General features: G+C 70.6%; 19 protein-coding genes. 9 read left to right on the forward strand and 10 right to left on the reverse strand.

Annotation, left to right across the window (positions count from 1 at the left end):
- Nucleotides 1–6: 6 nt before the first annotated feature.
- The 4 genes from catA to DMH01_RS33315 all read right to left on the reverse strand — a co-directional run bounded on the left by catA (nucleotide 7) and on the right by DMH01_RS33315 (nucleotide 5,967).
- Entirely contained in the window at nucleotides 7–858 is an 852-nt protein-coding gene (gene catA / locus DMH01_RS33300) for a catechol 1,2-dioxygenase (protein ID WP_125681851.1), read from the reverse strand.
- 26 nt (nucleotides 859–884) lie between these two features.
- The gene (locus DMH01_RS33305; protein ID WP_125681853.1) at nucleotides 885–1,988 is read right to left on the reverse strand and encodes a mandelate racemase/muconate lactonizing enzyme family protein; all 1,104 of its coding nucleotides are present in this window, start codon (nucleotides 1,986–1,988) and stop codon (nucleotides 885–887) included.
- On the reverse strand, nucleotides 1,988–2,881 hold the full coding sequence (locus DMH01_RS33310; protein ID WP_125681855.1) for a LysR substrate-binding domain-containing protein: 894 nt from the start codon (nucleotides 2,879–2,881) through the stop codon (nucleotides 1,988–1,990). The genes DMH01_RS33305 and DMH01_RS33310 overlap by 1 nt, the downstream gene beginning before the upstream one ends.
- Nucleotides 2,882–3,006: 125 nt before the next feature.
- Entirely contained in the window at nucleotides 3,007–5,967 is a 2,961-nt protein-coding gene (locus DMH01_RS33315) for a BTAD domain-containing putative transcriptional regulator (RefSeq protein WP_125681857.1), read from the reverse strand.
- A 390-nt stretch (nucleotides 5,968–6,357) separates the two neighbouring features.
- Between DMH01_RS33315 and DMH01_RS33320 the strand changes: the two genes are divergently transcribed.
- Genes DMH01_RS33320 through DMH01_RS33350 form a run of 7 tightly spaced genes read left to right on the forward strand, consistent with a single transcriptional unit; the run spans nucleotide 6,358 to nucleotide 17,427 of the window.
- A complete protein-coding gene (locus DMH01_RS33320; RefSeq protein WP_125681859.1) occupies nucleotides 6,358–7,749 on the forward strand; it encodes a serine hydrolase in 1,392 nt (463 codons plus the stop codon).
- A complete protein-coding gene (locus tag DMH01_RS33325; RefSeq protein ID WP_125681861.1) occupies nucleotides 7,746–8,648 on the forward strand; it encodes a serine hydrolase in 903 nt (300 codons plus the stop codon). The genes DMH01_RS33320 and DMH01_RS33325 overlap by 4 nt, the downstream gene beginning before the upstream one ends.
- Before the next feature lie 9 nt (nucleotides 8,649–8,657).
- The gene (locus DMH01_RS33330) at nucleotides 8,658–10,256 is read left to right on the forward strand and encodes an ABC transporter substrate-binding protein (RefSeq protein ID WP_125681863.1); all 1,599 of its coding nucleotides are present in this window, start codon (nucleotides 8,658–8,660) and stop codon (nucleotides 10,254–10,256) included.
- The gene (locus tag DMH01_RS33335; protein WP_125681865.1) at nucleotides 10,256–11,236 is read left to right on the forward strand and encodes an ABC transporter permease; all 981 of its coding nucleotides are present in this window, start codon (nucleotides 10,256–10,258) and stop codon (nucleotides 11,234–11,236) included. The genes DMH01_RS33330 and DMH01_RS33335 overlap by 1 nt, the downstream gene beginning before the upstream one ends.
- Nucleotide 11,237: 1 nt before the next feature.
- Entirely contained in the window at nucleotides 11,238–13,139 is a 1,902-nt protein-coding gene (locus tag DMH01_RS33340; protein ID WP_125681867.1) for a dipeptide/oligopeptide/nickel ABC transporter permease/ATP-binding protein, read from the forward strand.
- The gene (locus DMH01_RS33345) at nucleotides 13,136–14,119 is read left to right on the forward strand and encodes an ABC transporter ATP-binding protein (RefSeq protein ID WP_125681869.1); all 984 of its coding nucleotides are present in this window, start codon (nucleotides 13,136–13,138) and stop codon (nucleotides 14,117–14,119) included. Before DMH01_RS33340 ends, DMH01_RS33345 begins: the two co-directional genes overlap by 4 nt.
- Nucleotides 14,116–17,427 carry a serine hydrolase gene (locus DMH01_RS33350; RefSeq protein ID WP_125681871.1) on the forward strand — a complete coding sequence of 1,104 codons (3,312 nt, stop codon included), beginning with the start codon at nucleotides 14,116–14,118 and terminating at the stop codon, nucleotides 17,425–17,427. Before DMH01_RS33345 ends, DMH01_RS33350 begins: the two co-directional genes overlap by 4 nt.
- A gap of 53 nt (nucleotides 17,428–17,480) precedes the next feature.
- Here DMH01_RS33350 and DMH01_RS33355 read toward each other — a convergent pair whose 3' ends face one another.
- Nucleotides 17,481–18,068 carry a hypothetical protein gene (locus DMH01_RS33355; RefSeq protein WP_125681873.1) on the reverse strand — a complete coding sequence of 196 codons (588 nt, stop codon included), beginning with the start codon at nucleotides 18,066–18,068 and terminating at the stop codon, nucleotides 17,481–17,483.
- 206 nt (nucleotides 18,069–18,274) lie between these two features.
- Between DMH01_RS33355 and DMH01_RS33360 the strand changes: the two genes are divergently transcribed.
- On the forward strand, nucleotides 18,275–19,378 hold the full coding sequence (locus DMH01_RS33360; protein ID WP_125681875.1) for a Vms1/Ankzf1 family peptidyl-tRNA hydrolase: 1,104 nt from the start codon (nucleotides 18,275–18,277) through the stop codon (nucleotides 19,376–19,378).
- A gap of 2 nt (nucleotides 19,379–19,380) precedes the next feature.
- Here DMH01_RS33360 and DMH01_RS33365 read toward each other — a convergent pair whose 3' ends face one another.
- From DMH01_RS33365 to DMH01_RS33385, 5 genes are all read right to left on the reverse strand, one after another.
- A complete protein-coding gene (locus tag DMH01_RS33365) occupies nucleotides 19,381–19,569 on the reverse strand; it encodes a hypothetical protein (protein WP_125681876.1) in 189 nt (62 codons plus the stop codon).
- Nucleotides 19,570–19,661: 92 nt separating this feature from the next.
- The gene (locus DMH01_RS33370) at nucleotides 19,662–19,916 is read right to left on the reverse strand and encodes a Prokaryotic metallothionein (protein ID WP_125681878.1); all 255 of its coding nucleotides are present in this window, start codon (nucleotides 19,914–19,916) and stop codon (nucleotides 19,662–19,664) included.
- 25 nt (nucleotides 19,917–19,941) lie between these two features.
- A complete protein-coding gene (locus tag DMH01_RS33375) occupies nucleotides 19,942–21,888 on the reverse strand; it encodes an aconitate hydratase (RefSeq protein ID WP_125681880.1) in 1,947 nt (648 codons plus the stop codon).
- 358 nt (nucleotides 21,889–22,246) lie between these two features.
- Entirely contained in the window at nucleotides 22,247–22,918 is a 672-nt protein-coding gene (locus DMH01_RS33380) for a response regulator transcription factor (protein WP_125681882.1), read from the reverse strand.
- A complete protein-coding gene (locus tag DMH01_RS33385; RefSeq protein WP_125681884.1) occupies nucleotides 22,915–24,021 on the reverse strand; it encodes a sensor histidine kinase in 1,107 nt (368 codons plus the stop codon). The genes DMH01_RS33380 and DMH01_RS33385 overlap by 4 nt, the downstream gene beginning before the upstream one ends.
- Before the next feature lie 192 nt (nucleotides 24,022–24,213).
- Here DMH01_RS33385 and DMH01_RS33390 point away from each other — a divergent pair, with 192 nt between their 5' ends.
- Complete coding sequence (locus DMH01_RS33390; RefSeq protein WP_125681886.1) at nucleotides 24,214–24,549, forward strand: DUF6223 family protein; 336 nt, start codon at nucleotides 24,214–24,216, stop codon at nucleotides 24,547–24,549.
- The last annotated feature ends 25 nt before the right edge of the window (nucleotides 24,550–24,574 follow it).

Consider the following 24,574-nt stretch of genomic DNA (forward strand, 5'->3'; position numbering starts at 1 on the left):
CACTGATCAGGGACGTTCGGGGTCGAGGACGAAGCCGTACTCGATGGTCTCGCCCTCGCCTGACGGGCGCGGGTCCAGCACCAGTTCCGGTTTGACCGCGGAGGCGATGTCATCGTCGTTGTGCTCGTCGCCGGGGAAGTACAGCTGGGCCGTGAGCAGCTCGTGCCCCGGGGCCGAGACCTTGACGTGCAGATGCGCCGGACGCCACGCGTGCCAGCCCGCCGCGGCGATGAGCTTGCCGCAGGAGCCGTCGGTCGGGATCTGGTACGGCGCCGGGCGCACGGTGTGGATCTCGAACCCGCCGTCGGCGTCGGCGGTGAAGCTCGCGCGCAGGTTCCACTCCGGAATGCCCGGCGCGAACTGGGAATAGAAGCCGTCCGCGTCGGCGTGCCACACCTCGACCTTCGCCCCGCTCAGCGCCGTGCCGTCGGTGGAGGTGACCCGGCCGGTCCAGACGAGCGGCGTACCGGGCTCGTCGTCCCGCATCGGGACCGCACCGCGAGCGCCCTGCTCGGGCGCGCCGGGCACGTAGTACGGCCCCTCGATGGTGCCCTTGTTGCCCTCGCGGTGTTCGGTGGCGACCTCTTCGACGACGTGTTCCACCCAGACATCGAGGAACAGCGGCCATTCGCCGTCCTCGCCGACGCCGATCAGCCACGACTTGAGCGCGTTGTACTCGTCGTAGGTGACCTTGTGCTTGCGGATCGTGCCGTGCACGGCTTCCAGCACCTCACGGGCCAGCAGGCTGACCCGCTCTTTGGGCGTTCCGGCGACGCCGGCGAACTTGTCGCTCTTGAACCGTTCGGTCGCGTTGGCGCCGGACGCGGCCGCGGTGGCCGACTCGTGGATGGCGGTCATGAATCCTCCTTGATTCGTGGTGGGCGTCAGTGGTCCTGGCGGTAGCGCCGGAGCTTCTCCGGATCGATTTCGGCACCGAGGCCGGCGCCGGGGCGGACGGTGAGTTCGCCGTCGATGACGCGCAGCGGCTCGGTGAGCAGGTCATCGCTCATGTCGAGGAAGTTCGAGAGTTCGCCGGGGCGGCGGGACGTCAGCTCGTAGGCCGAGCCGAAGGCGACCGTGCACAGTGAGCCGAGCTGGCCGTCGATCTGGTTGCCCATCACGACTTCCAGGCCGAGCCCTTCGGCGAGGTGATGGGTGCGCTGCGAGCGGGTGAAGCCGGTGCGGGCGGTCTTGATGCTGATCGCGGTCGCGGAGCCACCGAGAATCTCGCGGGTCACGTCGGCGGGCGTCACCGCGGATTCGTCGGCGATGAACGGCACGTCGAGCTGCCGTACGAGCCAGCGCCTGCCGAGGACGTCGTCGGCCGGGCACAGTTCCTCGGCGAACAGCAGGCCGAGGTCGGCCATCTCCCGCATCGCGCGGGCCGACTCGGCGGCGGTCCAGCCGCGGTTGCCATCGACGTAGAGGTCGACGGCGTCGCCGAAATGCTCCCGCAGGGCGCGCACGACGGCGGTGTCGAGCGACGCCGGCCGGCGGCCGACCTTGACCTTGAAGGTGGTGATGCCGTGGGTCTCCCGCATCCGCTCGGCCTCGGCGACCATCGCGGACGGCTCGTCGAAGCCGAGCATGTGGGACACACGCATGCGGTCGGTGTAGCCGCCGAGCAGTTCGGTCACCGACACGTCGAGGCTGCGGCCGAGCGCGTCCCAGACGGCCATGTCGATGGCGGATTTCGCGGCCGGGTTGCCGACTGTGCGGGCGAGCCGGGTGTGCACCGTTTCGCGGTCGAGCAGGCTGAGGCCGACCACCTGCGGGGCGAACAGGGAGTCGATCACCGCGACGATCCCCGCCTGGGTCTCGCCGTAGGTGAACGGCCGCGGAGGCGCCTCGGCCACGCCGACGACGCCGTTGTCGGCGTGCACCCGCACGAGGACGTGCTCGGCGACGTGCACCTCGCCCGAAGCGAACTTCAGCGGCTTCCGGTACGGGATGGCGAACGGGATCGCCTCGACTCGCGTGATCTTCATCAGGTGCTTTCGGTGGTAGGGAAGACGTCTTCGAGCACGTCGAGGACGGTCGTGACGAGCGGGGACCGGGTCTCGCGGTGCCACGCCAGCGCCAGCTCCACGGTCGCCGCTCCGGCGAGGTCGCGGAACACGACACCGGCCAGCGGCAGGGCCCGGGCCGAGGCGGGTACCACGCCGACTCCCAGTCCACCGGCGACCAGCGCCAGCAGGACCGCGGTCCCGCTGGCCTCGTGCAGCTGAGGAGGCGTCAGCCCCGCCTCCCTGCAGCTGCGAGCGACGGCGTCGTACACGACGGAGTTGCGCCGGTCGTAGGTCACGAGCGGTTCGGACCGCATCTCCGCCATGGCGACGACGGGTTCGGCGGCCAGCCGGTGGTCGGCGGGGACGGCGAGGACCAGCGGTTCGCTCTCGATCACCCGGAAGCCGATGTCGTCCCCGGTGACCGGCGGGCGGAGCACGCCGATTCCCAGCGTCCCCGTCCGCAGGCGTTCGCACTGCTCGGCGGTGAGGAGATCGGCGCGGATCTCCAGCTCGACGTCCGGCACCCGCTGGGCGAGCGCCCTGGCCAGCCGCGGCAGATGGGAGAACGCCGCGGTGCCGGTGAACCCGACCCGGAGCAGGCCCCGCTTGCCCTCGCCGATCCGGCGGACGCCGCGTACTCCCACGTCCAGCCCCGCGAGGACGCGCCGGGCTTCGGCCAGGAAGAACTCGCCCGCCGGTGTCACGCGGACCTGGCGCGTCGTCCGAGCCAGCAGGACGACTCCGAGTTCGTCCTCCAGCTGGCGGATGGTGTGCGAGAGCGCGGGCTGCGCGACGTGCAGCCGCTCGGCCGCCCGGCCGAAGTGGCAGGTCTCGGCGACGGTGACGAAGTAGCGCAGGTGACGAAGTTCCATGAGACGCCTCCCTCCGTTGCCTCTGTCGCCGATCCGTTCACGGTACGAAGCGGAATCATCGAAGACAAAGACTTGATTCGGCTCTATTGATAAACAGCGGTTATCAATCGCAGCCTACCGTCCTTTTAGGACAGGGATGACTCCGCGAGTTCCGCTTTGGTGTCCTCCGCGGCGGGAACGCCGAGTTCGGCGTAGAGCGCGATCGCGCGTTCGTAGTGGTCGCGCACGGTTTCCGGATCGGAGGCGACCCTGGCGAGCCCCCGATGGGCGCGGGCGACCTGCTCATGGCAGCCGTACCGGGTCGCGACGGCGAGCGCTTCGGCATGGTTCACGCTCGCCGTGTCCGGGTAGCCGCAGGCCAGGCAGGCTTCGCCGAGTCCGTTGAGGGCCCACGACTCGCCGTCGCGGCCGCCGTGCCGCCGGAACAGGTCGAGCGCCTGCCGATGGTGGGCCGCCGCGTCGATCGGCCGTCCGTCCAGCGCCTCGGCCCTGCCGAGCCCGTCGAGGGCCCAGGCCTCGCTGCCCCGGTGGCCGAGCCTGGCGAACAAGGCCGCGGCCTCGGCGTGCAGCCGGCAGGAGGCGGCCGGTCCGCCCTTGTTCGCGGCGAGTTCCCCGAGCCCGATCTTCACCCAGGCCTCCCCGAATCGGTGGCCTGCCTCCCGATGCAGTGCCAACGCCTGCCGGAGGTGCTCCTGGCTCTCCCCATCGCGATCGATCCGGGCCTCGACGGTGCCGAGCCGGGTGAGCTGATGGGCCTGCCCGGTCACGTCGCCGAGCCGGCGGAACAGCGCCAGCGCACGGGTGTAGTAGCCGGCCGCGGCCAGGTAGTGTCCGGCGCTCTCCTCGATCATCCCGATGTTCCCCAGTGCCCGCGCCTGGCCGAGCGGGCTCCCGGCGGCGTCGAACAGGGCATACGCCGCCCACATGTCCGAGGCGGCGGGCGCGGCCCTGCCCGCCTGCATGTGCAGGCCGCCGAGGGCGACCAGCGCGTCCGCTTCGGCGTCGCGGTCGCCGAGGGCACGGGCTGCCTTCCTGGCCTGTCCGTGGACGGCCAGCGCCGTCGTCTCGTGCCTGCCGTCGAGGTAGCGGAACAGCAGCGCGGACAGCGTCACGGTGTGCCGGGGCAGACCGTGCGCCGTCGCGTGCGCGGCCAGCGCCTGGAGGGTCGGCAGTTCGGCGTCCAGCCAGTCCCGCGCGCTGTCGGCGTCGAGAAGCGGGGGTATCGCACTCTCCGGTGAGGCGACCGCGGGACGGCGAACCGCTTCGGCGGGGTAGAGACGATCCATCGCCGCCGCGACGGTGGCGAGGTAGTAGCCGTAGACCCGGTCCAGTGCCACGGGCTCGTCGCGAACGCTTGTGAGCTCCGCGGCGTACGCCTTCAACAGGTCGTGCATGCCGTAGCGGTCGGAGCCCGCGGGATGGACCAGATGCGCGCGGACGAGGGCGTCCAGCCGGACCTGGGCCTGGTCGAGGGAACATCCGGTCAATGCCGCCAAGGCGTACGAGTCGAACACGGGTGCCGGATGCCTGCCGAGGAGGGCGAAGGCGTCGACGGCGGCTTCGTGGAGCTGCCGCAGCGACCACGAGAACACCGCCCGCACCGCGGCCCGCTGGTCACCGCCGGAACTGAGCAGTTCCAGCGTCTGCTGTGCCGCCCGTAGCTCGCCGACCAGCCGGGACAAAGGAGTGGCGGGCTGGGACACGGCGAGTTCGGCCGCCAGGCGCAACGTCAGTGGCAGCCGTACGCAGCGTTCGGCCAGTTCCGCGGTGGTCTCGGGCTCGGCGCCGACCCGGTCGCCGATCAGCCGCCGGAGCAGTTCGACGGCGTCGGCCGCCGACAACCGGTCGACGGCGATCCGGTGCGCGCCGTGCAACGCGACCAGACCGGCCAGGGAGTCACGGCTGGTGACCACCACGACACAGGTGTGCGTGCCCGGAAGCAGCGGCCGGATCTGCTCCGGTGTCGCCGCGTTGTCGAGCATGACCAGCATCCGGCGGCCCGCCACCTCGGTGCGGAACCGCGCGGCGCGTTCCGCCTCGCCGAGCGGGATCCTGACGCCTTCCGGCAGCAGCGCGGACAGGAGCGCGGCCAGCGCGTCGGACGATCGCATCGGCTCGCCGGGGGCATAGCCGCACAGATCCAGATACAGCTGCCCGTCCGGGAACAGGTCCCGCATCCGGTGACCCCAGTGCACGGCGGTCGCGGTCTTCCCCGCCCCGGCCGTACCGGTGAGGCAGACCAGAACCGGCTCCTCGCCGGTGCCGACGGCGAACCGGTCCAGTTCGGCCAGCACGTCCGCCCGGCCGGTGAACGCCGCGACGTCCGCGGGCAGCTGGGCGGGTACCGGCGCGGACGCCGCACCGGGCGACGGCAGGTCGTGGCGCAGGACGGCCTCGTGCACGGCGGTGAGTTCCGGCCCCGGGCCCACGCCGAGTTCTTCACGCAGTGCGCGGAGAACCCGTTCGTAGTGGATGAGCGCGTCGGTGCCGCGGCCCACCGCGTACAACGCCCGCATCAGCGTCGCCGCGGCCGTCTCCTGCAGCGGATGCTCGTCGGTGAGTTCGGTCAGGCGGGTGAGCGTCGAAGCCGCGTCGCCGTCACGGATCTTGGCCTCGGCCCACGCGAGGACCGCCGCCGCGTGTTCCTGGTGCAGGGTCCGGCGGATGCGGTCCGCCCAGTCGCCGCGCAACCCGGCCAGCGGCTCGCCTTCCCAGAGTTCGAGTGCCGCGCTCAGCCTGGTGACGTCGGTGGGGTGATCGCGGAGAGCGCGCCGGAACCGGAAGACGTCGACCTGCTCCGGCCGGACGACGAGGCGGTATCCGCCGGGATCGCGGACCACCCGCGCGCCGCCGGGATCGGCCTGTTCGAGGGCACGCCGGATCCGGGTGATGTGGGCCTGGAGGGAACGGCGCACCTGGTTGGGTGGCGACTCGCCCCAGACTCGGTCGATCAGCAGGTCGACGCCGACGGTGTGGCCCGCTTCGAGCAGCAGCACGGCGAGCACAGCCTGCCGTCGCGGCTCGCCGACGGCGATCGCCTGCCCGTGCGCGTGCAGCCGAACCGGTCCCAGGACCCGGAAATCCACGTCATCCCCTCGCCATTTCCCGACCGGAAGAAGGGTAGAGCCGGTATTTCGGTCGCCACAACACAATCACCACATTTTCCGGTGGCAGGCCGCGCGGAATTCCTTTCGTCGCAAGGGAAAGGAACGGAAAGAGCCGGTATCCGGTTGGTGGATAACGATTCGTCGCTTGACACGAATCGCGGGGCCGGGCTTGGTCCGATCGGACGAGCGGTCGGTGCGCCGGCCGGGTACGCGGGACGGCTCAGAATCCAGGAGGGCGGAACCGGGCGATTCGTAGGCCCGGATGAACTTTTCCGTCGCTCTCGTCGTTCCGCACGAATCGGTGACGCCGGTCACCGGCATAGCATCCCGGGAACTGCGGCCGACGCTCTCCCGGACACGAGGTGGAACATGGCGAAACTTTCCGAAATCGACGCCTGGTTGGAAGAGAACCTATCCGCCCTGCTGGACCGGCACGGCGTTCCCGGCGCGGCCGTCGCCGTCCTCGCCGGCGGCGAGGTGATCGATCACGCGGCGGGTGTGCTGAACAAGGACACCGGTGTCGAGTCCACTGTGGATTCGGTGTTCCAGATCGGCTCGATCACCAAGGTGTGGACGACGACGCTGGCGATGCAGCTCGTCGACGAAGGCCTCCTCGACCTCGACAAGCCGGTCCGGAACTACCTGCCGGAGTTCGTCCTCGCCGACGACGACGCGGCGTCGCGGATCACCGTCCGGCAGCTGACCTGCCACACGTCCGGTTTCGAAGGCGACATCTTCACCGACACCGGGGTGGGCGACGACTGCGTGGAGAAGCTCGTCGCGACACTGTCGGACGTGCCCCAGCTGTTCCAGCCGGGGGAGATGTTCTCCTACAACAACGCCGCCTACTGCGTGCTCGGCCGTGTCATCGAGGTGCTGCGGGGCAAGTCCTACGACGACTGCCTGCGTGACCATCTCTTCGCCCCGCTGGGACTGACGCACGCGGCCGCCGGGCCGTACGACGCGATCCGGTACCGCGCCGCGATCGGGCACCTCGCGCCGTCACCGGAGGAGGAACCGCGGCCCGCCGGGGTCTGGGCGCTGGCCCGGTCGAACGCGCCTGCCGGATCGACGCTCGCGATGCGCCCGCGCGATCTGCTCACCTTCGCGCGGATGCATCTGTCCGAGGGCCGGGCGGACGACGGCACCCAGGTGCTCCGTCCGGAAACGGTGCGCTCGATGTGGGAGCGCCAGGTCGAGCTGCCCGACCTCGGCCTGATGGGCGGGGCGTGGGGTTTGGGCTGGATGCTCTTCGACTGGCCGGGCGGCCCGGTGATCGGCCACGACGGCGGAACCATCGGCCAGTCGGCCTTCCTGCGGGTGGTCCCGGGCCGCAACGTCGCGGTCGCCCTGCTGACCAACGGCGGTCAGCCGCTCCACCTGTACGCGGACATCTTCCGGAAGGTGCTGGGCGAGCTCGCCGACGTCGAGGTCCCCGCCCTGCCGGAGCCGAACGCGGCGGCGGCGCCGGCCGACCCGTCCAAATACGTCGGCGAGTACTCGTCGCGGGTGGCCGACACCGTGGTCAGCCTGGACGACGACGGCAAGCTGTGGATCGAGCGTGTTCCGAAGGGGATCATGGCCGCTACGGGCGGGGAAGCCGAAAAGACGGAGTTGCTGGCCTACAAGAACGACACGCTCGTCGCGGCCTACAAGACGATGCCCGGCCTGCACCTGCCGCACGCGTTCGTCGGCGACGACGGCGACGGCCGGGCGCTGTACCTCCACACCGGGCGCGCCGACCGGCGGGTGAGCCGGTGAGCCGGATCGCCGACGAGATCGAGGCGGTCTTCGCGGCCGCCGGGGCGCGGGGACTCGTGCACGCGCGGGAGGTCGGCGTCTCCGATGGTCCCGAAGTCGCCGTGGGCGCGGACGATCCGGTCGTGCTCGCGTCGGTGTTCAAGATCCCGGTCGCCCTCGCCTACGCCAGGGAAGTGGTGGCCGGGCGGCTGGACGAGACCGAGCGGACGCGGGTCATCGCCCGGTACCGCATCGGGGGGATCGGCACCGCGGGCTGCGCGGACGACGTCGAGATGAGCTGGCGCGACCTGGCCCATTTCATGCTGACGATGAGTGACAACGCCGCGACCGACCTCGTCTACCGCCGGATCGGGCAGGAGGCCGTCGACCGGGTGCTCGCCGATCTCGGGCTCACCAGGACGCGGTTGATCGGCTGTTGCGAGGACCTCTTCGCCTCGGTGATCGCCGACCTCGGCGGGAAGCCGGACGAAGACCTGGAAGCCGTCTTCGCCGCCGCCACACCCGAACAGCTGTGGAAGCTGTCGGTGCTCGATCCGGAACGCACGACGGCGTCGACCCCGCGGGAGATCACCGCGCTGCTGGACGCGATCTGGACCGACCGCGCGGGCGACCCGGCCGCTTGCGAACGCGTGCGGAAGATCATGGCGCAGCAGATCTGGCCGCACCGGATGTCGTCCGGCTTCCCCGCCGGGGTGGCGGTCGCGGCCAAGACCGGGACGCTTCCCGCCGTCCGCAACGAAGCGGGCGTCGTGTCCGATGTGGACGGTCGCCGGTACGCCGTCGCGGTGTTCACCCGCGCGGAATCCCTCGCCGACCGCCTGCCCGCGGTCGACGCCTCGATCGGCACGGCGGCGCGCCTTGCCGTGGACCACCTTCGCGCACTTCCCGTCGAACCGTAGGAGAACCGCATGAAGACAGCTCGGCTCACCGCCGCCATGGCGGGCGTGGTGGCCTTGACCGTGAGCGCGTGCGGGGGGACGTCGCAATCCGGGGAGGACCGGACCGCGAACCAGAAACTGACCGACGGCAAGACCTTCACGATGGGCCTTTCGACCGATCCGGGGACGCTCGACCCGGCCGTCACCGTGCTGTCGATCGCCAGGCAGATCGGCCGGTTCCTCTACGACGGCCTGATCCACCTCGATGCCGCGGGCAAGCCGGTGGCGGGGCTGGCGCAGAAGTGGGAGGCCACGACGACCACGGCGAACTTCACCCTGCGCGACGGGGTGAAATGTGCGGACGGATCACCGCTGACCGCGCGGGACGTGGCCGCGAACATCAACCACGTCGGCGATCCGGCGACCAAGTCCCCGCTGACCGGCGTCAGTGTCAAAGCGGGGACGAAGGCGGTCGCCGACGACGCCGCCAGGACCGTCACGGTCACCAGCGGGGCACCGGATTCGTTCCTGCTGCGCAACGTGGCGGCCGTGCCGATCGTCTGCGCCAAGGGAATGGCGGACCGGGCGGCCGTCGCGAAGGGACAGCACGGCACCGGCATGTTCACCATGACCGAGATCGTGCCGAACGACCACTACACCCTCACCCGGCGCAAGGACTACACCTGGGGCCCCGGTGACTGGAAGAGCGAACAGCAGGGACTGCCCGAAAAAGTGGTCTTCCGGGTCGTGCCGAACATGACGACGACGGCGAACCTGCTGCTGTCCGGGGAACTCGGCGCGGCGCAGGTGACCGGACAGGATCAGCAGCGGTTGCGGTCGCAGAAGCTGTTCCACGCCGACATCGTCGTGCCGATGGGCGAGATCTTCTTCAACCAGGCACCCGGCAGGCCCGGTCAGGACCAGGCGGTGCGCCGCGCGCTGACCCAGGCGCTCGATCTCGGCCAGATCGGCAAGGTGCTCACCACCGGCAACGGGCAGCCCGCCAAGGGACTCGTCACCGGAGAACCCTTGGCGTGTCCCGGTGATTCGATCAACGGCAAGCTGCCCGCCTTCGACGTCGCCGCCGCGAAGTCCGGGCTCGACGCCGCGGGGTGGACGCCCGGCCCGGACGGAGTACGGGCCAAGAACGGCAAACGGCTCACGCTCACCGTCGTCTACGGCACCCAGGTCGGGCCGACGATGGTCTCGGCCGCGGAGCTGATCCTGCAGTCGTGGAAGAACATCGGGGTCGACGCCACGATCAAGGCCGTCGACGGTCCCGGCACCAGCCAGGTGCTGTTCGGCACCGGTGAGTGGGAGGTGTCGCTGGCACCGGTGGGCTTCGTCCTGCCCAGTCAGGCCGTTCCGTTCGTCTCCGGCGCGAAACCGCCGGAGGGCACGAATTTCGCGCATATCGAGAATCCCCGGTACACCGAGCTCGTGGGCAAGGCGTCGGCGCAGGCGGACGAATCCGGGTGCGCGGACTGGCTGGCCGCCGAATCCGCGCTGTTCGAACGGGTCGACGTGGTGCCGTTCGTGAACTCGACCATCCCGACCTTCGCGAACGGCGCGCGGTTCGAGATGAACCAGGGCCAGGTCCTGCCGTCGTCGATCCGGATGTACTCCTGATGACGAGCGCCGTCGCGACGGCCGGCCCGAGGAGCAGTCCTTGGCTGTCGTTCGGGATCCGCCGCCTCTGCCGGTTCGCGGTCTCGCTGTGGGTGCTGGTCACCACGGCGTTCCTGATGATCCAGCTGATCCCCGGCGACCCGGTCCGCGCGGCGCTCGGGCTGACCGCGCCCGCCGAGCTGGTGAACGCCCGGCGGGCCGCGCTCGGCCTCGACGACCCGCTGTGGAAGCAGTATGCCGACTATCTCGCCGGTCTCTTCTCGGGTGACTGGGGAACGTCGATGACCACCGGGGTGCCGGTCGCGGACGTCATCGGCGACCGGCTTCCCGCGACCCTGGAGCTGGCGTTGCCCGCCTTCGTGGTGGTCATCGTGGTCGCGATCCCGCTGGGCCTGCTGTTCGCCGTGCTGACCCGCGGCGGCCGTCGTCGGGGCGGGGAACTGGCGTTCACCTCGACGACGGTCCTGCTGGCCGCGATCCCGGAATTCCTGGTCGCGGTGGCGCTGGTGGCGTTCTTCGCGGTCCAGCTGGGCTGGTTCCCGGTGGCGGGCAGCGAGGGGCAGGGCGCGCTCGTGCTCCCGGTGATCGCGCTGGCGCTCGGTCCGGCGTCGGTACTCGCCCGCATCGTCCGGGTGGAGACGCTTTCCGTGCTGGGCAACGACTTCATCCGTACGGCGCGGGCGAAACGGTTGCCCGCGCGGCTGGTGTACCTGCGGCACGCGTTGCCCAACGCGGTGACCGCGACCCTCACCATGGGCGGGCTGATGCTGACCGGGATGGTGGCCGGGACCGTGCTGGTGGAGAACGTGTTCGCCTGGCCGGGGCTCGGGTCGACCATCGCGCAGTCGATCCTCCAGAAGGACTACCCGCAGGTCCAGGGAATCGTGCTCGTCTACGGCATCGGTGTGCTGCTGGTGAACCTGACGGTGGACGTGCTGCTGGCCGTTCTCGATCCGCGTTCGACGATCCGGGAGAACTGAGATGGCGAATCCGCGCGGAGCGAAATGGCTCGGGGCGCTGCGCACACCGCTGGGCGCGTGCTCGGCCGCCCTGCTGGCGCTGGTGATCGTGCTCGCGGTGCTGGCCCCGATCCTGTGGCAGGACAAGGCTTTCGAGATCGACACGAACGCGATCGGCCAGGGACCGTCGGCGGCGCACTGGCTGGGCACCGACGACCTCGGCCGCGACATCCTCTACCGCGTGCTGGTGGCGACCAGGCTGTCGATCGTGCTGGCGCTGCTCGCCACCGTGATCGGGGTCGCGACCGGGCTCGTGCTCGGCACGCTGCCCTCGGTGCTGCCGCGTCCGCTCGGCCGGCTGGTCATCGCGGCGGTCAACATCGCGGTCGCCTTCCCCGGTCTGCTGCTGGTGTTGTTCTTCTCCGTCATCTTCGGCGTCGGAACGCAGGGCGCGGTGCTGGCGGTCGGTTTCGCGCTGGCCCCGGCGTTCGCGCGGCTGGCGCAGACGATGGCCGCTTCGGTGGCGGGACGGGATTTCGTCGCGGCGGCCAGGATCTCCGGCGTCGGCCGGATCCGGTTGCTGTTCCGGCACATCCTGCCCAATATCGGCGAACCGCTGGTGGTCAACGCGACCATCGGCGCGGGCGGGGCACTGCTCGCCTTCGCCGGTTTGTCCTTCCTCGGCATCGGTGTGCAGGCCCCCGAATACGACTGGGGACGGATCCTCGGTGAAGGACTCAACGGCATCTACGTCAACCCGGCGGCGGCGCTGGCGCCCGGTGTCGCGGTCGTCCTCGCGGGGCTCGCCTTCAATCTGGTGGGGGAGACCGTCGCCGGGGTGATCGGTGTGCGCACCGGGCTGCGCAAGCTCGCACCGCGGCCGGTCGTGCCGGCCAGGGAAGACGCCGCCGAGACCCCCGACGACGCCGTGCTGGTCGTGGAGAACCTCCAGGTCGCGTTCCCGAACCCGGCGGGCTGGACCGTTCCGGTGCGCGGGGTGGGTTTTACCGTCCGCGCAGGTGAGGCGATCGGTGTCGTCGGCGAGTCGGGCTCGGGGAAGAGCCTGACCGGGCTGGCGGTGTCGCGGCTGGTCGAAGCACCGGCCGTGGTCACCGCGGACAAACTCGAATTCGCCGGGAAACCGTTGCTGACGACGCCGGAACGGGAGTTGCGCGGGCTGCTCGGGACGTCGCTGGCGATGGTGTTCCAGGATCCGATGACCTCGTTCAACCCGACCAGGCGGATCGGCCGCCAATTGGCCGAAGTCGCCGAGCAGCACCAGGGACTCCCGCGGGCCAAGGCCCTCGAACGGGCCGTGGACCGGTTGCGCGCGGTGCGGATCCCCGCCGCCGAACGGCGCGCGCGGCAGTATCCGCACGAGTTCTCCGGCGGGATGCGGCAGCGCGCGATGATCGGCATGGGCCTGATGGGCGACCCGAAGCTCATCATCGCCGACGAGCCGACCACGGCGCTGGACGTCACCGTGCAGCGGCAGCTGCTGCGCCTGCTGGCGCGGACCAGGGCCGAACGGGACACCGCGATCATCCTGATCAGCCACGACATCGCGGTCGTTTCGCAGACGTGCGAACGGATGCTGGTCATGTACGCGGGCAGGGTGGTGGAGGACCTGCCGACCGCCGGGACACCGCGGCATCACTACACGCGGGCCTTGCTGGCCGCGACACTCGACCTCGAGACCGACCGCGACGCGCCGCTCGCGGTGATCCCCGGCCGCCCGCCGGAACCGGATCGGGTGCCCACCGGCTGCGCTTTCGCCGACCGGTGCCCGGCGGTGACCGATCGATGCCGTCTCGAAGATCCGGCGCTGGAGCGCGTGGAACCCGGGCACCGCGTCGCTTGCTGGTATCCGGCGCCGCTTTCCCATCCTGTCAAGGAAACCGTGACCGCCGGAGGTGCGGAGTGAGCGATCTCGTCTTCGACGCGGTGAGCGTCCGCTACGGCGGCAGGCGCGGGCTCACCGCCGTCGACCGGGTCGGGCTGACCGTCCCTTCCGGACAGGTCGTGGGGCTGGTCGGTGAATCGGGTTCGGGGAAGTCGACGCTGGCCCGCGCCGCCGTCGGGCTCTCGCCGATCAGCGCCGGACGGGTCCTGCTGGGTGGCGTGGACGTCCACCGACTGCCCCGCCGCCCGCCGTTGCAGATGGTGTTCCAGGATCCGTATTCCTCTTTGGACCCCCGGATGAGCATCGGGGAATCCATCACCGAAGCGATCCCGCGCGGCGTCCTCCCCGGCCGCGCGGCACGCCGGGACGAGGTCGCCCGGCTGCTGGAACTGGTCAACCTCGATCCCGAACGCGCAGGGCATCTGCCAGGGCGGCTTTCCGGCGGCCAGCGGCAACGGGTGGCGCTCGCCCGCGCACTGGCCGGGCGGCCCGAGGTGCTGATCGCGGACGAGATCACCTCCGCGCTCGACGTCTCGGTGCAGGGCGCGGTGCTCAACCTCGTCCGGTCCGTGCAACGGCGGCTGGGCCTGTCGATGCTGTTCATCTCGCACAACCTCGCGGTGATCCGCTACCTCAGCGACATCGTCGCCGTGATGTACCTCGGCCGGATCGTCGAGGTCGGCCCGGCCGAACAGGTGCTCACCGACCCGCGGCATCCGTACACGCGTGACCTGCTCGCCGCGGCGCCGTCGGCGACCACCTCGCTGCTCGGCACCGGCTCGGACGCGGTGACCGCCGACGCCGAGCCCGCCGACCCGCACCACCCGCCCGCCGGATGCCGTTACCACCCGCGCTGCCCGGTCGGCCCGCTCGTGCGCGCCGACCGCGAACTCTGCCTCCAGGCGGATCCCGCGGAAGACGCGGCACACCGGCGTCACTCGGCGGCCTGCCACTTCAGCGACAACGAGCTCACGATCCCCAGAGGAGCAAACGCATCATGACCCGACGTCTCGGTCTCGACGACCTGTACGACATCGCCGTCCCCAGCCGGCCTTCGCTGTCCCCGGACGGTGACCGGATCGTCTACGTCCTGCGCACCGCGGACCGTGACGAGGACCGGAACGTGAGCACGCTCTGGGAGGTCGGCGCGACCACCGGCGAAGCCCGGCCGCTCACCCGCGGAACCGCCGACATGGCACCGAAATGGGCACCGGACGGCACTCGGATCGCGTTCCTCCGGGCCGAGGACGGGCCGCCGCAGGTGTGGTTCCTGCCGTCGTCGGGCGGGGAGGCCGAACAGATCACCGAACTCCCGCTCGGGGCGGGCGCCCCGGTCTGGAGCCCGGACGGCGGCAAGATCGCCTTCTCGGCCGCGGTCGACCTGGCGGGCGGCGAATCCGCGCCGAACGCCCCGGTGGTGGCCGACCGGCTGGACTTCAAGGCCGACGGCGCCGGGCTGATCAAGACCATCCGCAAGCATCTGCACGTCCTCGACGTCGCCACGCGGGAAGTCCGGCAGGTCACCTTCGGCGACTGGCACGCCGGCGATCCGGCCTGGTCGCCCGACGGCACGCACCTCGCCTTCTCGTCCGGACAGGACGGCGACGCCGACCTGACCTTCCGCTCCGGTGCCTACGTGCTCGACGTGACCGCGAAGACCGCCGAGCCGCGGCTGATCGGCTCCGGCGAGGGCATGGCGGGCACGGTCGGCTGGACCGCCGACGGCGGCGCGCTGCTGGTGGTCGGCCGGGCCGACACCGAGGTCGGTCATCTCGGGTTGTGGCGTGTCCCGCTCGACGGCGGGGACGCGGTCGAGCTGACCGCGTCCCTGGACCGCAACGTGATGCCCGGCGGCGCCGGCTATCCGGGTGCCCTGCCGCAGGTGACGGACGACGGCGCCGTGCTGTTCGGCGTCCGGGACCGCGGCTGCACCCATCTGTACGAAGTGGACGGTGAGGGCCCGCGCGCGGTGCTGGCGGGCGCGGATCGCGTGGTGTCCGGAATGGACATCGCGGCCGGGCGGGTCGTGGTCGTCCTGTCCACCGGTGATTCGTTCGGCGAAGTCGCCGTCGTCGACCGGGCGACCGGCGCCGTCGACGTGCGTACGAAGCACGGCGCCTCCGTGGCCGAGGTCGAGCTTTTCCGTCACGAGGAACGGGAATTCACCATCGGCGACGGCACCGTCGTCCACGGCTGGCTGCTGCGGGACCCGGCGCGATCCGGCGCCGCGCCGCTGCTGCTCGACATCCACGGCGGCCCGCACAACGCCTGGAACGGCGCGGCCGACTCGATCCATCTCTATCACCAGGCACTCGTCGCGCGAGGCTGGGCGGTCCTGCTGATCAACCCACGGGGCAGCGACGGCTACGGCGAGGACTTCTACACCGCCGCCGTCGGCGGCTGGGGCGTCGCCGACGCGGCCGACTTCCTGGAGCCCCTGGACCACCTGGTCGCCGAAGGGATCGCCGACGCGGACCGGCTGGCGGTGGCGGGTTACAGCTACGGCGGCTTCATGACCTGCTACCTGACCAGCCGCGACAGCCGGTTCGCCGCCGCCGTCGCCGGTGGCGTGGTCAGCGACCTGACCAGCATGGGCGGCACGTCCGACGCCGGGCACTACCTGGCCGTCGGCGAACTCGGTGGTCCGGCGTGGGACAAGGCCAACGAGCGGTTCTCACCGTTCGCCCAGGTCGATCGGGTGCAGACGCCCACGCTCGTCATCCAGGGCGCGCAGGACGAGCGGTGCCCGGTCGGCCAGGCCGAGCAGTGGTTCGGTGCCCTGCGCGCGCGGGGTGTCCCGTCCCGGCTGGTGCTGTACCCGGACGCGTCGCACCTGTTCATCCTCGACGGGCCGCCGTCGCACCGGATCGACTTCAACCGGCGTGTCCTCGGCTGGGTCGAGCAGTACACGGCGCCTGCCGACGGACCGTCACGGGTGCCGATCGAGGCCGCGCACTGGCGGCGACGGCTGGCCGAACTGGCCCGCAAGCACCGCGTCCCGGGTGCGTCGCTCGGCATCACCCGGATCGGTGACGACACCGAGGTTCTCGCGTCCTACGGCGTGCTGAACACGAAGACCGGGGTCGAGGTCACCGACGACTCGGTGTTCCAGATCGGCTCGATCTCCAAGGTGTGGACCGCGACCGTGGTGATGCGGCTGGTCGACGAAGGTCTCCTCGAACTGGACGCGCCGATCGCGGACGTCCTGCCGGAACTGCGGCTGGCCGATCCCGGCGTGGCCGGGAAAGTCACCATGCGGCATCTGCTGACGCACACCAGCGGTATCGACGGCGACGTCTTCACCGACACCGGCCGCGGCGACGACTGTCTCGAACGCTACGTCGAAATCCTCGACCAGGCCGTGCAGAACCATCCGCTCGGCGAGACCTTCTCCTACTGCAACTCGGGTTTCGTGGTCATGGGCCGGGTGATCGAGAAGCTCACCGGGCTGACCTGGGACGCGGCGATGCGGGAGAAACTGTTCGCCCCGCTCGGTCTCACCCACACCGTGACCCTGCCCGAGGAGGCGTTGCTCTTCCGGGCGGCAGTCGGTCACGTGGCCAACGGAGACGAGGACCCGGCACCCGCACTGGTCTGGGGACTGCCGCGAAGCATGGGGCCCGCCGGGCTGATCACCGCCACCGCGAAGGACGTGCTCGGCTTCGCGCGCTTGCACCTCACCGGTGGGCTGACCCCTGCGGGGGAACGGATCCTGACGACGGACTCGGCCACCGCGATGGCCGAGAAGCAGACCGACATCCCCGACAAGCACTCCCTCGGCGACTCCTGGGGCCTCGGCTGGATCCGCGACACCTGGAGCGGGCAGCGCGTCATCGGCCACGACGGCAACACGATCGGCCAGTCGGCGTTCCTCCGGCTCCTGCCCGACCAGGGGCTCGCCATCACGCTGCTCACCAACGGCGGCAACACCCGGGACCTGTACGTCGACCTGTACCGGGAGATCGTCGCCGAACTCGCCGACGTCGCGATGCCCCGGCCGCTCGAACCGCCCGCCACTCCGGTCACCGTCGACGGATCGAGGCATGTGGGCGGCTACGAACGGGCAGGCGCGCGGATGGACGTGCTGGCGGTGGGGGGCGGGCTGCGGCTGCGGCAGACCGCCACCGGTCCGCTCGCCGAACTCCTGACGGAGAAGACGCAGGAATTCGATCTGGTCCCGGTGACCGACTCGCTTTTCCTGTGCCGTGAGCCCGGGACACGGACGTGGATGCCGGTCACGTTCTACACGCTGCCGACCGGGGAGCAGTACATGCACTACGGCGTGCGGGCGACGCCGAAGACGTCCTAGCTTGCCGTGATGTCCGTGAAGGCCTCCTTCTGAAGGAGGCCTTCACGGACCGGTCAGCTTTCGGCCTTGACGTACAGGCGCACGGTTCCGCCACGGTGGGTGCGGAAATAGTTCTGGAGCTGCGCGCTGCTCGCGACGCATCCGGCGGTGGTGAAATCGTTCTCGCCCGTTCTGGGCAGTACGACGGAACATTGCGCGAGGTAGCTGAACTTGTCCGGCCACAGCACGAAGAACGTCGCGGTCCCGGAACCCGTGCCGCCGTTGTTGCGGAAGACCGCGCTCATCGAGCAGGCGTTGTCGTTGCACGGCCCGTTCCACTGCGAGGAGCGCACCTGGAAATCCGGCCGTGCCGGTGGTGTCGTCCGGGCGGCCCGGGTGGTGGGCGCCTTCTCCGTGGTCCGCGCCGGTTCGCGGGTCGTCCGCGACGGGGTGGTCCGCGGCACGCTCGTGGCCACGGCGAGCGGCCGTGAAGCCGATGTCTGGCTGGTGGGTGAGGGCGCTAGGCCCTTCAGCGGATTGAACCCGGTCAGCGTATTGACGGCCGCCAGAATGGCGAAAACCCCGCTGATCGAGCCGATGATGACGCCCCACTTCTTGTAGTCCGGCTCGTCATCGGTCTTCTTCGACTCGTCCCCCGACATCGCCCCATTCTACGGGCACATCCCCCGCCGACGGAAAGAAGAATTCGGAGCGCTACTCAAGTACATGAAGGCCCCCTTCCTTGCGCCTGGCGCAAGGAAGGGGGCCTTCATGTACTTGAGCCCGCCCTGGGGCAGGAGCCATGATTCACCGGCCTTCTCCCGGGTACCCGAAGATCGAAAGCGGAACCGACGAGACAGGAGACACCGTGCACACTTCAACGCTCCGGCAGGTCACCGTGCGCGAAGGACCGTTCGCGTCGGTCTACTTCGACAACTCGCACAACACGGAGGACGCCGCCGCGCAGCTGGACCTGCGCTGGCGGTCGATCCGCAAGCGGCTGGCCGACGAAGGCGCGGAGGAGCGGACACTCGACGCGCTCGACGCGGCGGTGGCCGCCGCGCCGCCTTCGGAGGGCAGGGCCGGGCGTGCCCTAGTCGCGGAGGGTGGCGAGGTGGTGCTCGACGAGGAACTCGTGGAGCCGCCGCCTCGTGAGGTCGCCCGCATCGCGCCGCAGCCGTACCTGCTCCCGCTTCTGCGGCTCACCCCGGCTGCCGTGCCGCATGTGGTGGTGGTCGTGGACAAGACGGGGGCCGATCTGTTCGCGGTCGGCGAGGACGGCGCCGAAGAGCGCACCGTCGAGGGCGAGGACCACCCGGTGCACAAGGTGCGCGGCGGTGGTTCGGCCTACTGGAACATCCAGCACCGCGTGGAGGCCGTCGCCGAACGCAACGCCGCGGAGGTCGCGCGGGAGGCGGTCAAGCTCGCCGACGCGGTCGGCGCCGAGGTGCTGGTGCTCGCGGGCGAGGTGCAGGCGCGGGCGCTGGTGCGTGACGAACTCCTGCCGCGGGGGACGGAGAAGGTCGTCGAGCTCGAAGAAGGCGGCCGGGCGGAAGGAAGCGGGCCGGAGGCGCTCGAAGCCGAGGTGCGGCGAGTGCTGGCGGAGCACGCGGAACGCCGTCGCCAGGACGTGATCGACCGATTCCGCGCCGAACAGGGTCGCGACGGCGGGCTGGCGGTGGACGGGCTCGCACGTACGACGGCGGCCCTGCGGTCGGCTGCGGTGGAGATGCTGCTGATCGACGGCGAGTCGCTGGCCGACCGGCTGGTCTGGGTCGCGGGCGATCCGACGCAGGTCGCGACCGCGAAGGAGGACCTCGAACTTTCGGGGGCCGGCGCGGAAAACCTCACGCAGTGTCGCGCGGACGAAGCGCTTCCGGCGGCCGTTCTGGCCGAAGGGGCGGATCTCGTCCCCGTCAGTGGTGAGGGCCTGGCCGAGGGCGTCGGCGCGGTCTTGAGGTTCGCGGTCTGATTTCAGCGTGGGGCGGTGCCCTCGCGGGTGGCCTGTTCCGCGCGGTGAGGTCGGCAGAAGGTGCACACGAGGGTCTGCCCGACCTCGCCACCGTTGTCGGCGACGAGGCGGGCGACGTGCACCGCGGACCGGCCACACCTTTCGCATTCGAGGGCGGTGCTGTCGCGGCTGATGACCATGCGAGTGATCATGGGATCTCCTCGGAGGACGGTGGCCTGCCGAATACCCTCGCTCGGTTTCGCCATGCCCCCGAGGAGCCCTTGTCACCCGAATGACGTAATGCTCAGGACGTCGCGACGGCGTCGCGTGCCTTCTCGCTACCGGCGACCGCGCTTTCCCGTGCGCAGTGCGCGCAGCAGAAGAACCGGTCCTCCACCTGGATTCCGTGCCCGATCACCCGGCATCCGCAGTGTTCGCAGATCGGCGCCAGCTGGTGGATCGCGCATTCGAAGGAGTCGAAGGTATGCCTCGCTCCCTCGACGGTGTGGATCTCGAACGTCTTCTCGTAGTCGTTTCCGCAGACTTCGCAGGCGGCCATCGGGCATCCTCCTCCGGTTCGGTGTTCACTTCTCGGCGAGCAAAGGGATCCGGCCACCGGCGAGGACCGCTTCGAGGCGGCAGGGGGAGAGCCGGTGGCCGACGGGGAAGCGCTCGTCCCGGGTCCGGTTGTGGGCGGAAAGTTCCCCCTTGGCGAGTGTTTCGTGGAGGTCTTCGAGGACGAGGACGTCTCCGGCGGAGACCCGGTCGTAATCGGCCGGATCCGCGAATTCCAGCGGCAGGACACCGAAATTGGTCAGGTTCTGCCAGTGGATCCGGGCGAACGAGCGGGCGAGCACCGCGCGGAGGCCGAGGTGGCGGGCGGTGATGGCGGCGTGTTCGCGGGAGGAGCCCTGCCCGTAGTTCGCACCGCCGACGACGAAGTGGACGCCGGTTTCCGCGGCGCGGCGGGGATAGCTCTCGTCGATGCGGGTGAAGGTGAACTCCGCCAGCTTCGGGATGTTCGAGCGGAACGGCAGGGCGCGGGCGCCCGCGGGGGAGATCTCGTCGGTGGAGACGTCGTCGCCCGTCTTGATCAGCACCGGCGCTTCGAGCCGGTCCGGCAGCGGATCGAAGTCCGGGAGACCGGAGATGTTGGGGCCCTTCACCAGTTGCTCGTCCGCTGCTTCGGATCGGGGCAGCGGCCCGACGAGCATGCGCGTGTTCACCGCGGAGCGCTCCGGTGGCGCGAGATCGGGACGCGGGATGTCGTGTTCGGCGGCGAACTCGCGCGGGTCGGTCAGGACGCCGGTCACCGCGGACGCGGCGGCGGTCTCCGGGGAGCAGAGCCACACGGCGTCGTCGGTGGTTCCCGAGCGGCCGGGGAAGTTGCGGGGGAAGGTGCGCAGCGAATTCTGCCCGGTCGCCGGCGCCTGGCCCATCCCGATGCAGCCGAGGCATCCCGCCTGGTGGATCCGGGCCCCGGCGGCGAGCAGTTCGGTGACGTGCCCGGCGCGGGTGAGATCGACCAGGATCTGGCGAGAGGTGGGATTGACGTCGAAACTCACCGAATCCGCCGTCTGCCGTCCCTTGACCAGCGCCGCGGCGGCCGCGAAGTCCCGGAAACCCGGGTTGGCCGAGGACCCGACGACGACCTGGCCGATCGGCGTCCCGGCGGCCTCGCGGACCGGGACGACGTTGTCGGGAGCCGAGGGCTTGGCGACGAGCGGCTCCAGCGCCCCGAGATCGATCTCGTCTTCGACGTCGTAGGAGGCGTGCTCGTCGGCATGGAGTTCGGTGAAGTCGTCTTCGCGACCTTCGGCTCGCAGGAACGCGCGGACGGCGTCGTCGGCGGGGAAGACGGTCGTGGTGGCGCCGAGTTCGGCGCCCATGTTCGCGATGACGTGCCGGTCCATCGCGGTGAGCCCGCTCAGGCCGGGGCCGTGGTACTCGATGATCCGGTGGACCCCGCCGCTCACCCCGTGCCTGCGCAGCATCTCCAGGATCACGTCCTTGGCGGAAACCCAGGCGGGCAGCTCGCCGGTGAGGCGCACACCCCAGATCTCCGGCATCCGCAGGCGAAGCGGTTCCCCCGCGATGGCCAGCGCGACTTCGAGTCCGCCGACGCCGATCGCCAGCATGCCGAGCGATCCGGCCGCACAGGTGTGCGAATCCGATCCGGCGAGCGTCCGGCCGGGAACGCCGAACCGCTGCATATGGGTCGGATGCGAGACGCCGTTGCCCGCTTTGGAGAACCAGAGGCCGTACCGGCGGCAGGCCGAGCGCAGGAAAGCGTGGTCTTCGGCGTTCTTTTCGTCGGCCTGCAGAAGGTTGTGGTCGACGTACTGGACGCTGACCTCGGTCCGCGCCCGGTCGAGCCCCAGTGCCTCGACTTCCTGCATGACCAAGGTTCCGGTCGCGTCCTGGGTCAAGGTCTGGTCGACGCGCAGGCCGATCTCGGCACCCGCGACCGGTTCGCCGTCCACGAGATGCTCGTCGATCAGCTTGCGGGCCAGGGTGCGCGGGTCAGCCATATCGGTGGGCTACCCGGCCCGGTTCTCCGGCAATCACGGCCGAGTACATGAATCGACGCGGAAAGGGGTAATCACCAAGAGGTGATTCGCATGGAACGACCGGGTCGCACGTGGCTGCTGCGCTTCGCCGTCCGGATCTGTTTCGAGGCGCTGCCGTGGCTCGCGGGCGCGTTCGTGCTCCTGGTGACGCTGATACCGTTGCCGGCCGCGCCGGTGCTGGGCGCGCTCATGCTGAGCCTCTTCCTCGCCCTGTTCTTCACGATGACGAACTGGCCGAGGTCCGGCTCGGCAAGCACGGTTTCCCGCGCGGGACCGGCAAAGCGGTCCGGTCCGCCCGGGGAGGCTCGGGCAGTTGGCCCTAGCCTGGTGCCTGTTCACCCGGTACGACCAGGCCGGATTCGTAGGCGAGCACGACGAGTTGCGCGCGGTCGCGGGCGTGGAGTTTGGTCATGGCGCGATTGACGTGGGTCTTCGCGGTCAGCGGGCTGATCACCATGCGATCGGCTATGTCGTCGTTGGAAAGGCCTCGTGCGACCAGGGCGACGGCTTCGCGTTCGCGGTTGGTCAGTTCCTTCAGCCCGCTGCCCGTGCCGGCGCCGGGCGGCAGGGTGACGTACCGGTCGATCAGCTTGCGGGTGATCGATGGCGCGAGCAGGGCGTCGCCACGCGCGGCGACGCGGACGGCGTGCAGGAAGTCTTCGGGTTCGATGTCCTTGACGAGGAATCCCGCCGCGCCCGCGCGCAGCGCGTCGAAGACGTACTCGTCCAAGCCGTAGTTGGTCAGGATGACGACGTGCACGCCGGACAGGGCCGGATCGGCGGCGATGCGCCGGGTCGCTTCGATGCCGTCGACACCGGGCATCTGGATGTCGATGAGGGCGATGTCGGGCAGGTGCTTCCTGGCGAGTGTCACGCCTTCGCTCCCGTCGGAGGCTTCGGCCACGACCTCGATGTCGTCCTCGGCGGCGAGCAGCGCGCGGAAGCCGCTGCGGAGAAGCGGCTGATCGTCGACCAGCAGGACACGGATCACGACGTTCGCTCCACGGGGAGTTCGGCTTGGACGGAGAAACCACCAGTGCTTCGTGGTCCGGCGTGGAGACTGCCGCCGAGGGCGGTGACCCGTTCCCGCATCCCCAGCAGGCCGACACCGGGCACCGGTGTGATGCCCGGGGCGGCCTCGCCGTCGTCGTCGATCCGGATGGCGAGAACGCCGGGACGGTGGTCGATCCGGACCGACGCGGTCGTGGCCGCGGCGTGCCGGGCGACGTTGGTCAGCGATTCCTGAACGATCCGGTACGCGGTGCGGTCCACCGCCGTGGGCAGGTCGGGCCGCTGCCCTTCGATGACGAGTGTCGCGTCCAGGCCGGTCGACTTCGCCCGGTCCACCAGCTCGGGGATCCGGTCGAGTCCGTGCGGCGGGTTCGTCCCGTCGTCCCGCAAGGCCTCCAAGGTCGCCCGCAGCTCCCGGGTCGCCTCACGGCCGGCTTCCCGGATCGCGAGCAAGGATTCCGGCACCGGTTCACCCCGCTTGGTCGCCAGGTGGACGGCGACTTCGGCCTGCACCTTGATGACGGAGATCTGATGGGTGAGCGAATCGTGCAGTTCCCGTGCGATGTGCAGCCGCTCCTCGTCGGCTCGGCGCCGCGCGGTCTCCTCACGGGTGCGCTCGGCCTCGTCGGCCCGGCGTTCGGCCTGCCGCAGCGCTTCGCCCGCCGCACCGGCGGCGATCAGCCAGGCCAGCTGAAGCGCGTCCCGGCTCTGTGCGAGTGCCTCGCCCACGGTGACGGCGTTGGCGGAGGCCAGGAGTACGAGCGGGAGGGCGGCGATCATGAGCAGCGATCCCGCGACGGCGACGATCCGGTGACCGGCCCGGACAGCGGCGTAGACCGCGACCAGATAAGCGACGACCGGAACGTCGAAGCCGACGGCCTGGTATCCCAAAGCGCACACCGCGGTCACGGCCAGCACCGTGATGGGCGCCCGGCGGTGCGCGGCGAGCGCCAGACCGCCGGCGACCAGCAGAAGATGGCCCAGCCAGCCGAGGGTCGTGGGTGAGTCCACTCCGGACAGTTCCGTGACCAGCAGGACCGCCGTCACCCCGACGGCGATCGCCCAGTCCCAGACCTTGCTCATGCGTGAACCCTAGCCAGCCGCCCGCCCGGGCGACTCCTCCGCGCGGACGATCCGCGGACTACCGCGCCCGCGGTAGTCCCGGCGCTTCTCCGGCATCGGCGGTAGCCCGGATTGTCTGCGTTCACCGGACGCCCCCGGCGGCCTCGGCGGACACCATTCAGGGACATCCAGCCGTTGAACGAAGGAGCACCCATGCCGGTCCACCTGCTGTCCGAGCCCATCGCCGCCGCCTACCTGACCTCAGGTCGTCTCTGGTCCTTGGTGGCCGCGCTGGTGGGGGTGATCGGGGTGGTCGTCGGCGGGCTTGCCCTCGCTCGCATCCGCTCCGGCAACACCCGGCGCGGGGCCTTCGTGGCGCTCACGGCGGGACTGCTCGGAATGGCGGGCGGCGGTTACGTCGTTGCCGCCGCCGAGGGTGGCCCCGGCACCGGCTACGGGATCGTCGGCGGGTTCGTCGCACTGGTGATCGGGTTGCTCGCCGCGATCCTCGGAGGGCTCGCCCTGTCGCGTGCCCGCCGCCTCGTCTGAGCTCGAATGTCCACAAGGGACACTT

The sequence above is a fragment of the Amycolatopsis sp. WAC 04182 genome (assembly GCF_003947465.1).
Lineage (GTDB): Bacteria > Actinomycetota > Actinomycetes > Mycobacteriales > Pseudonocardiaceae > Amycolatopsis.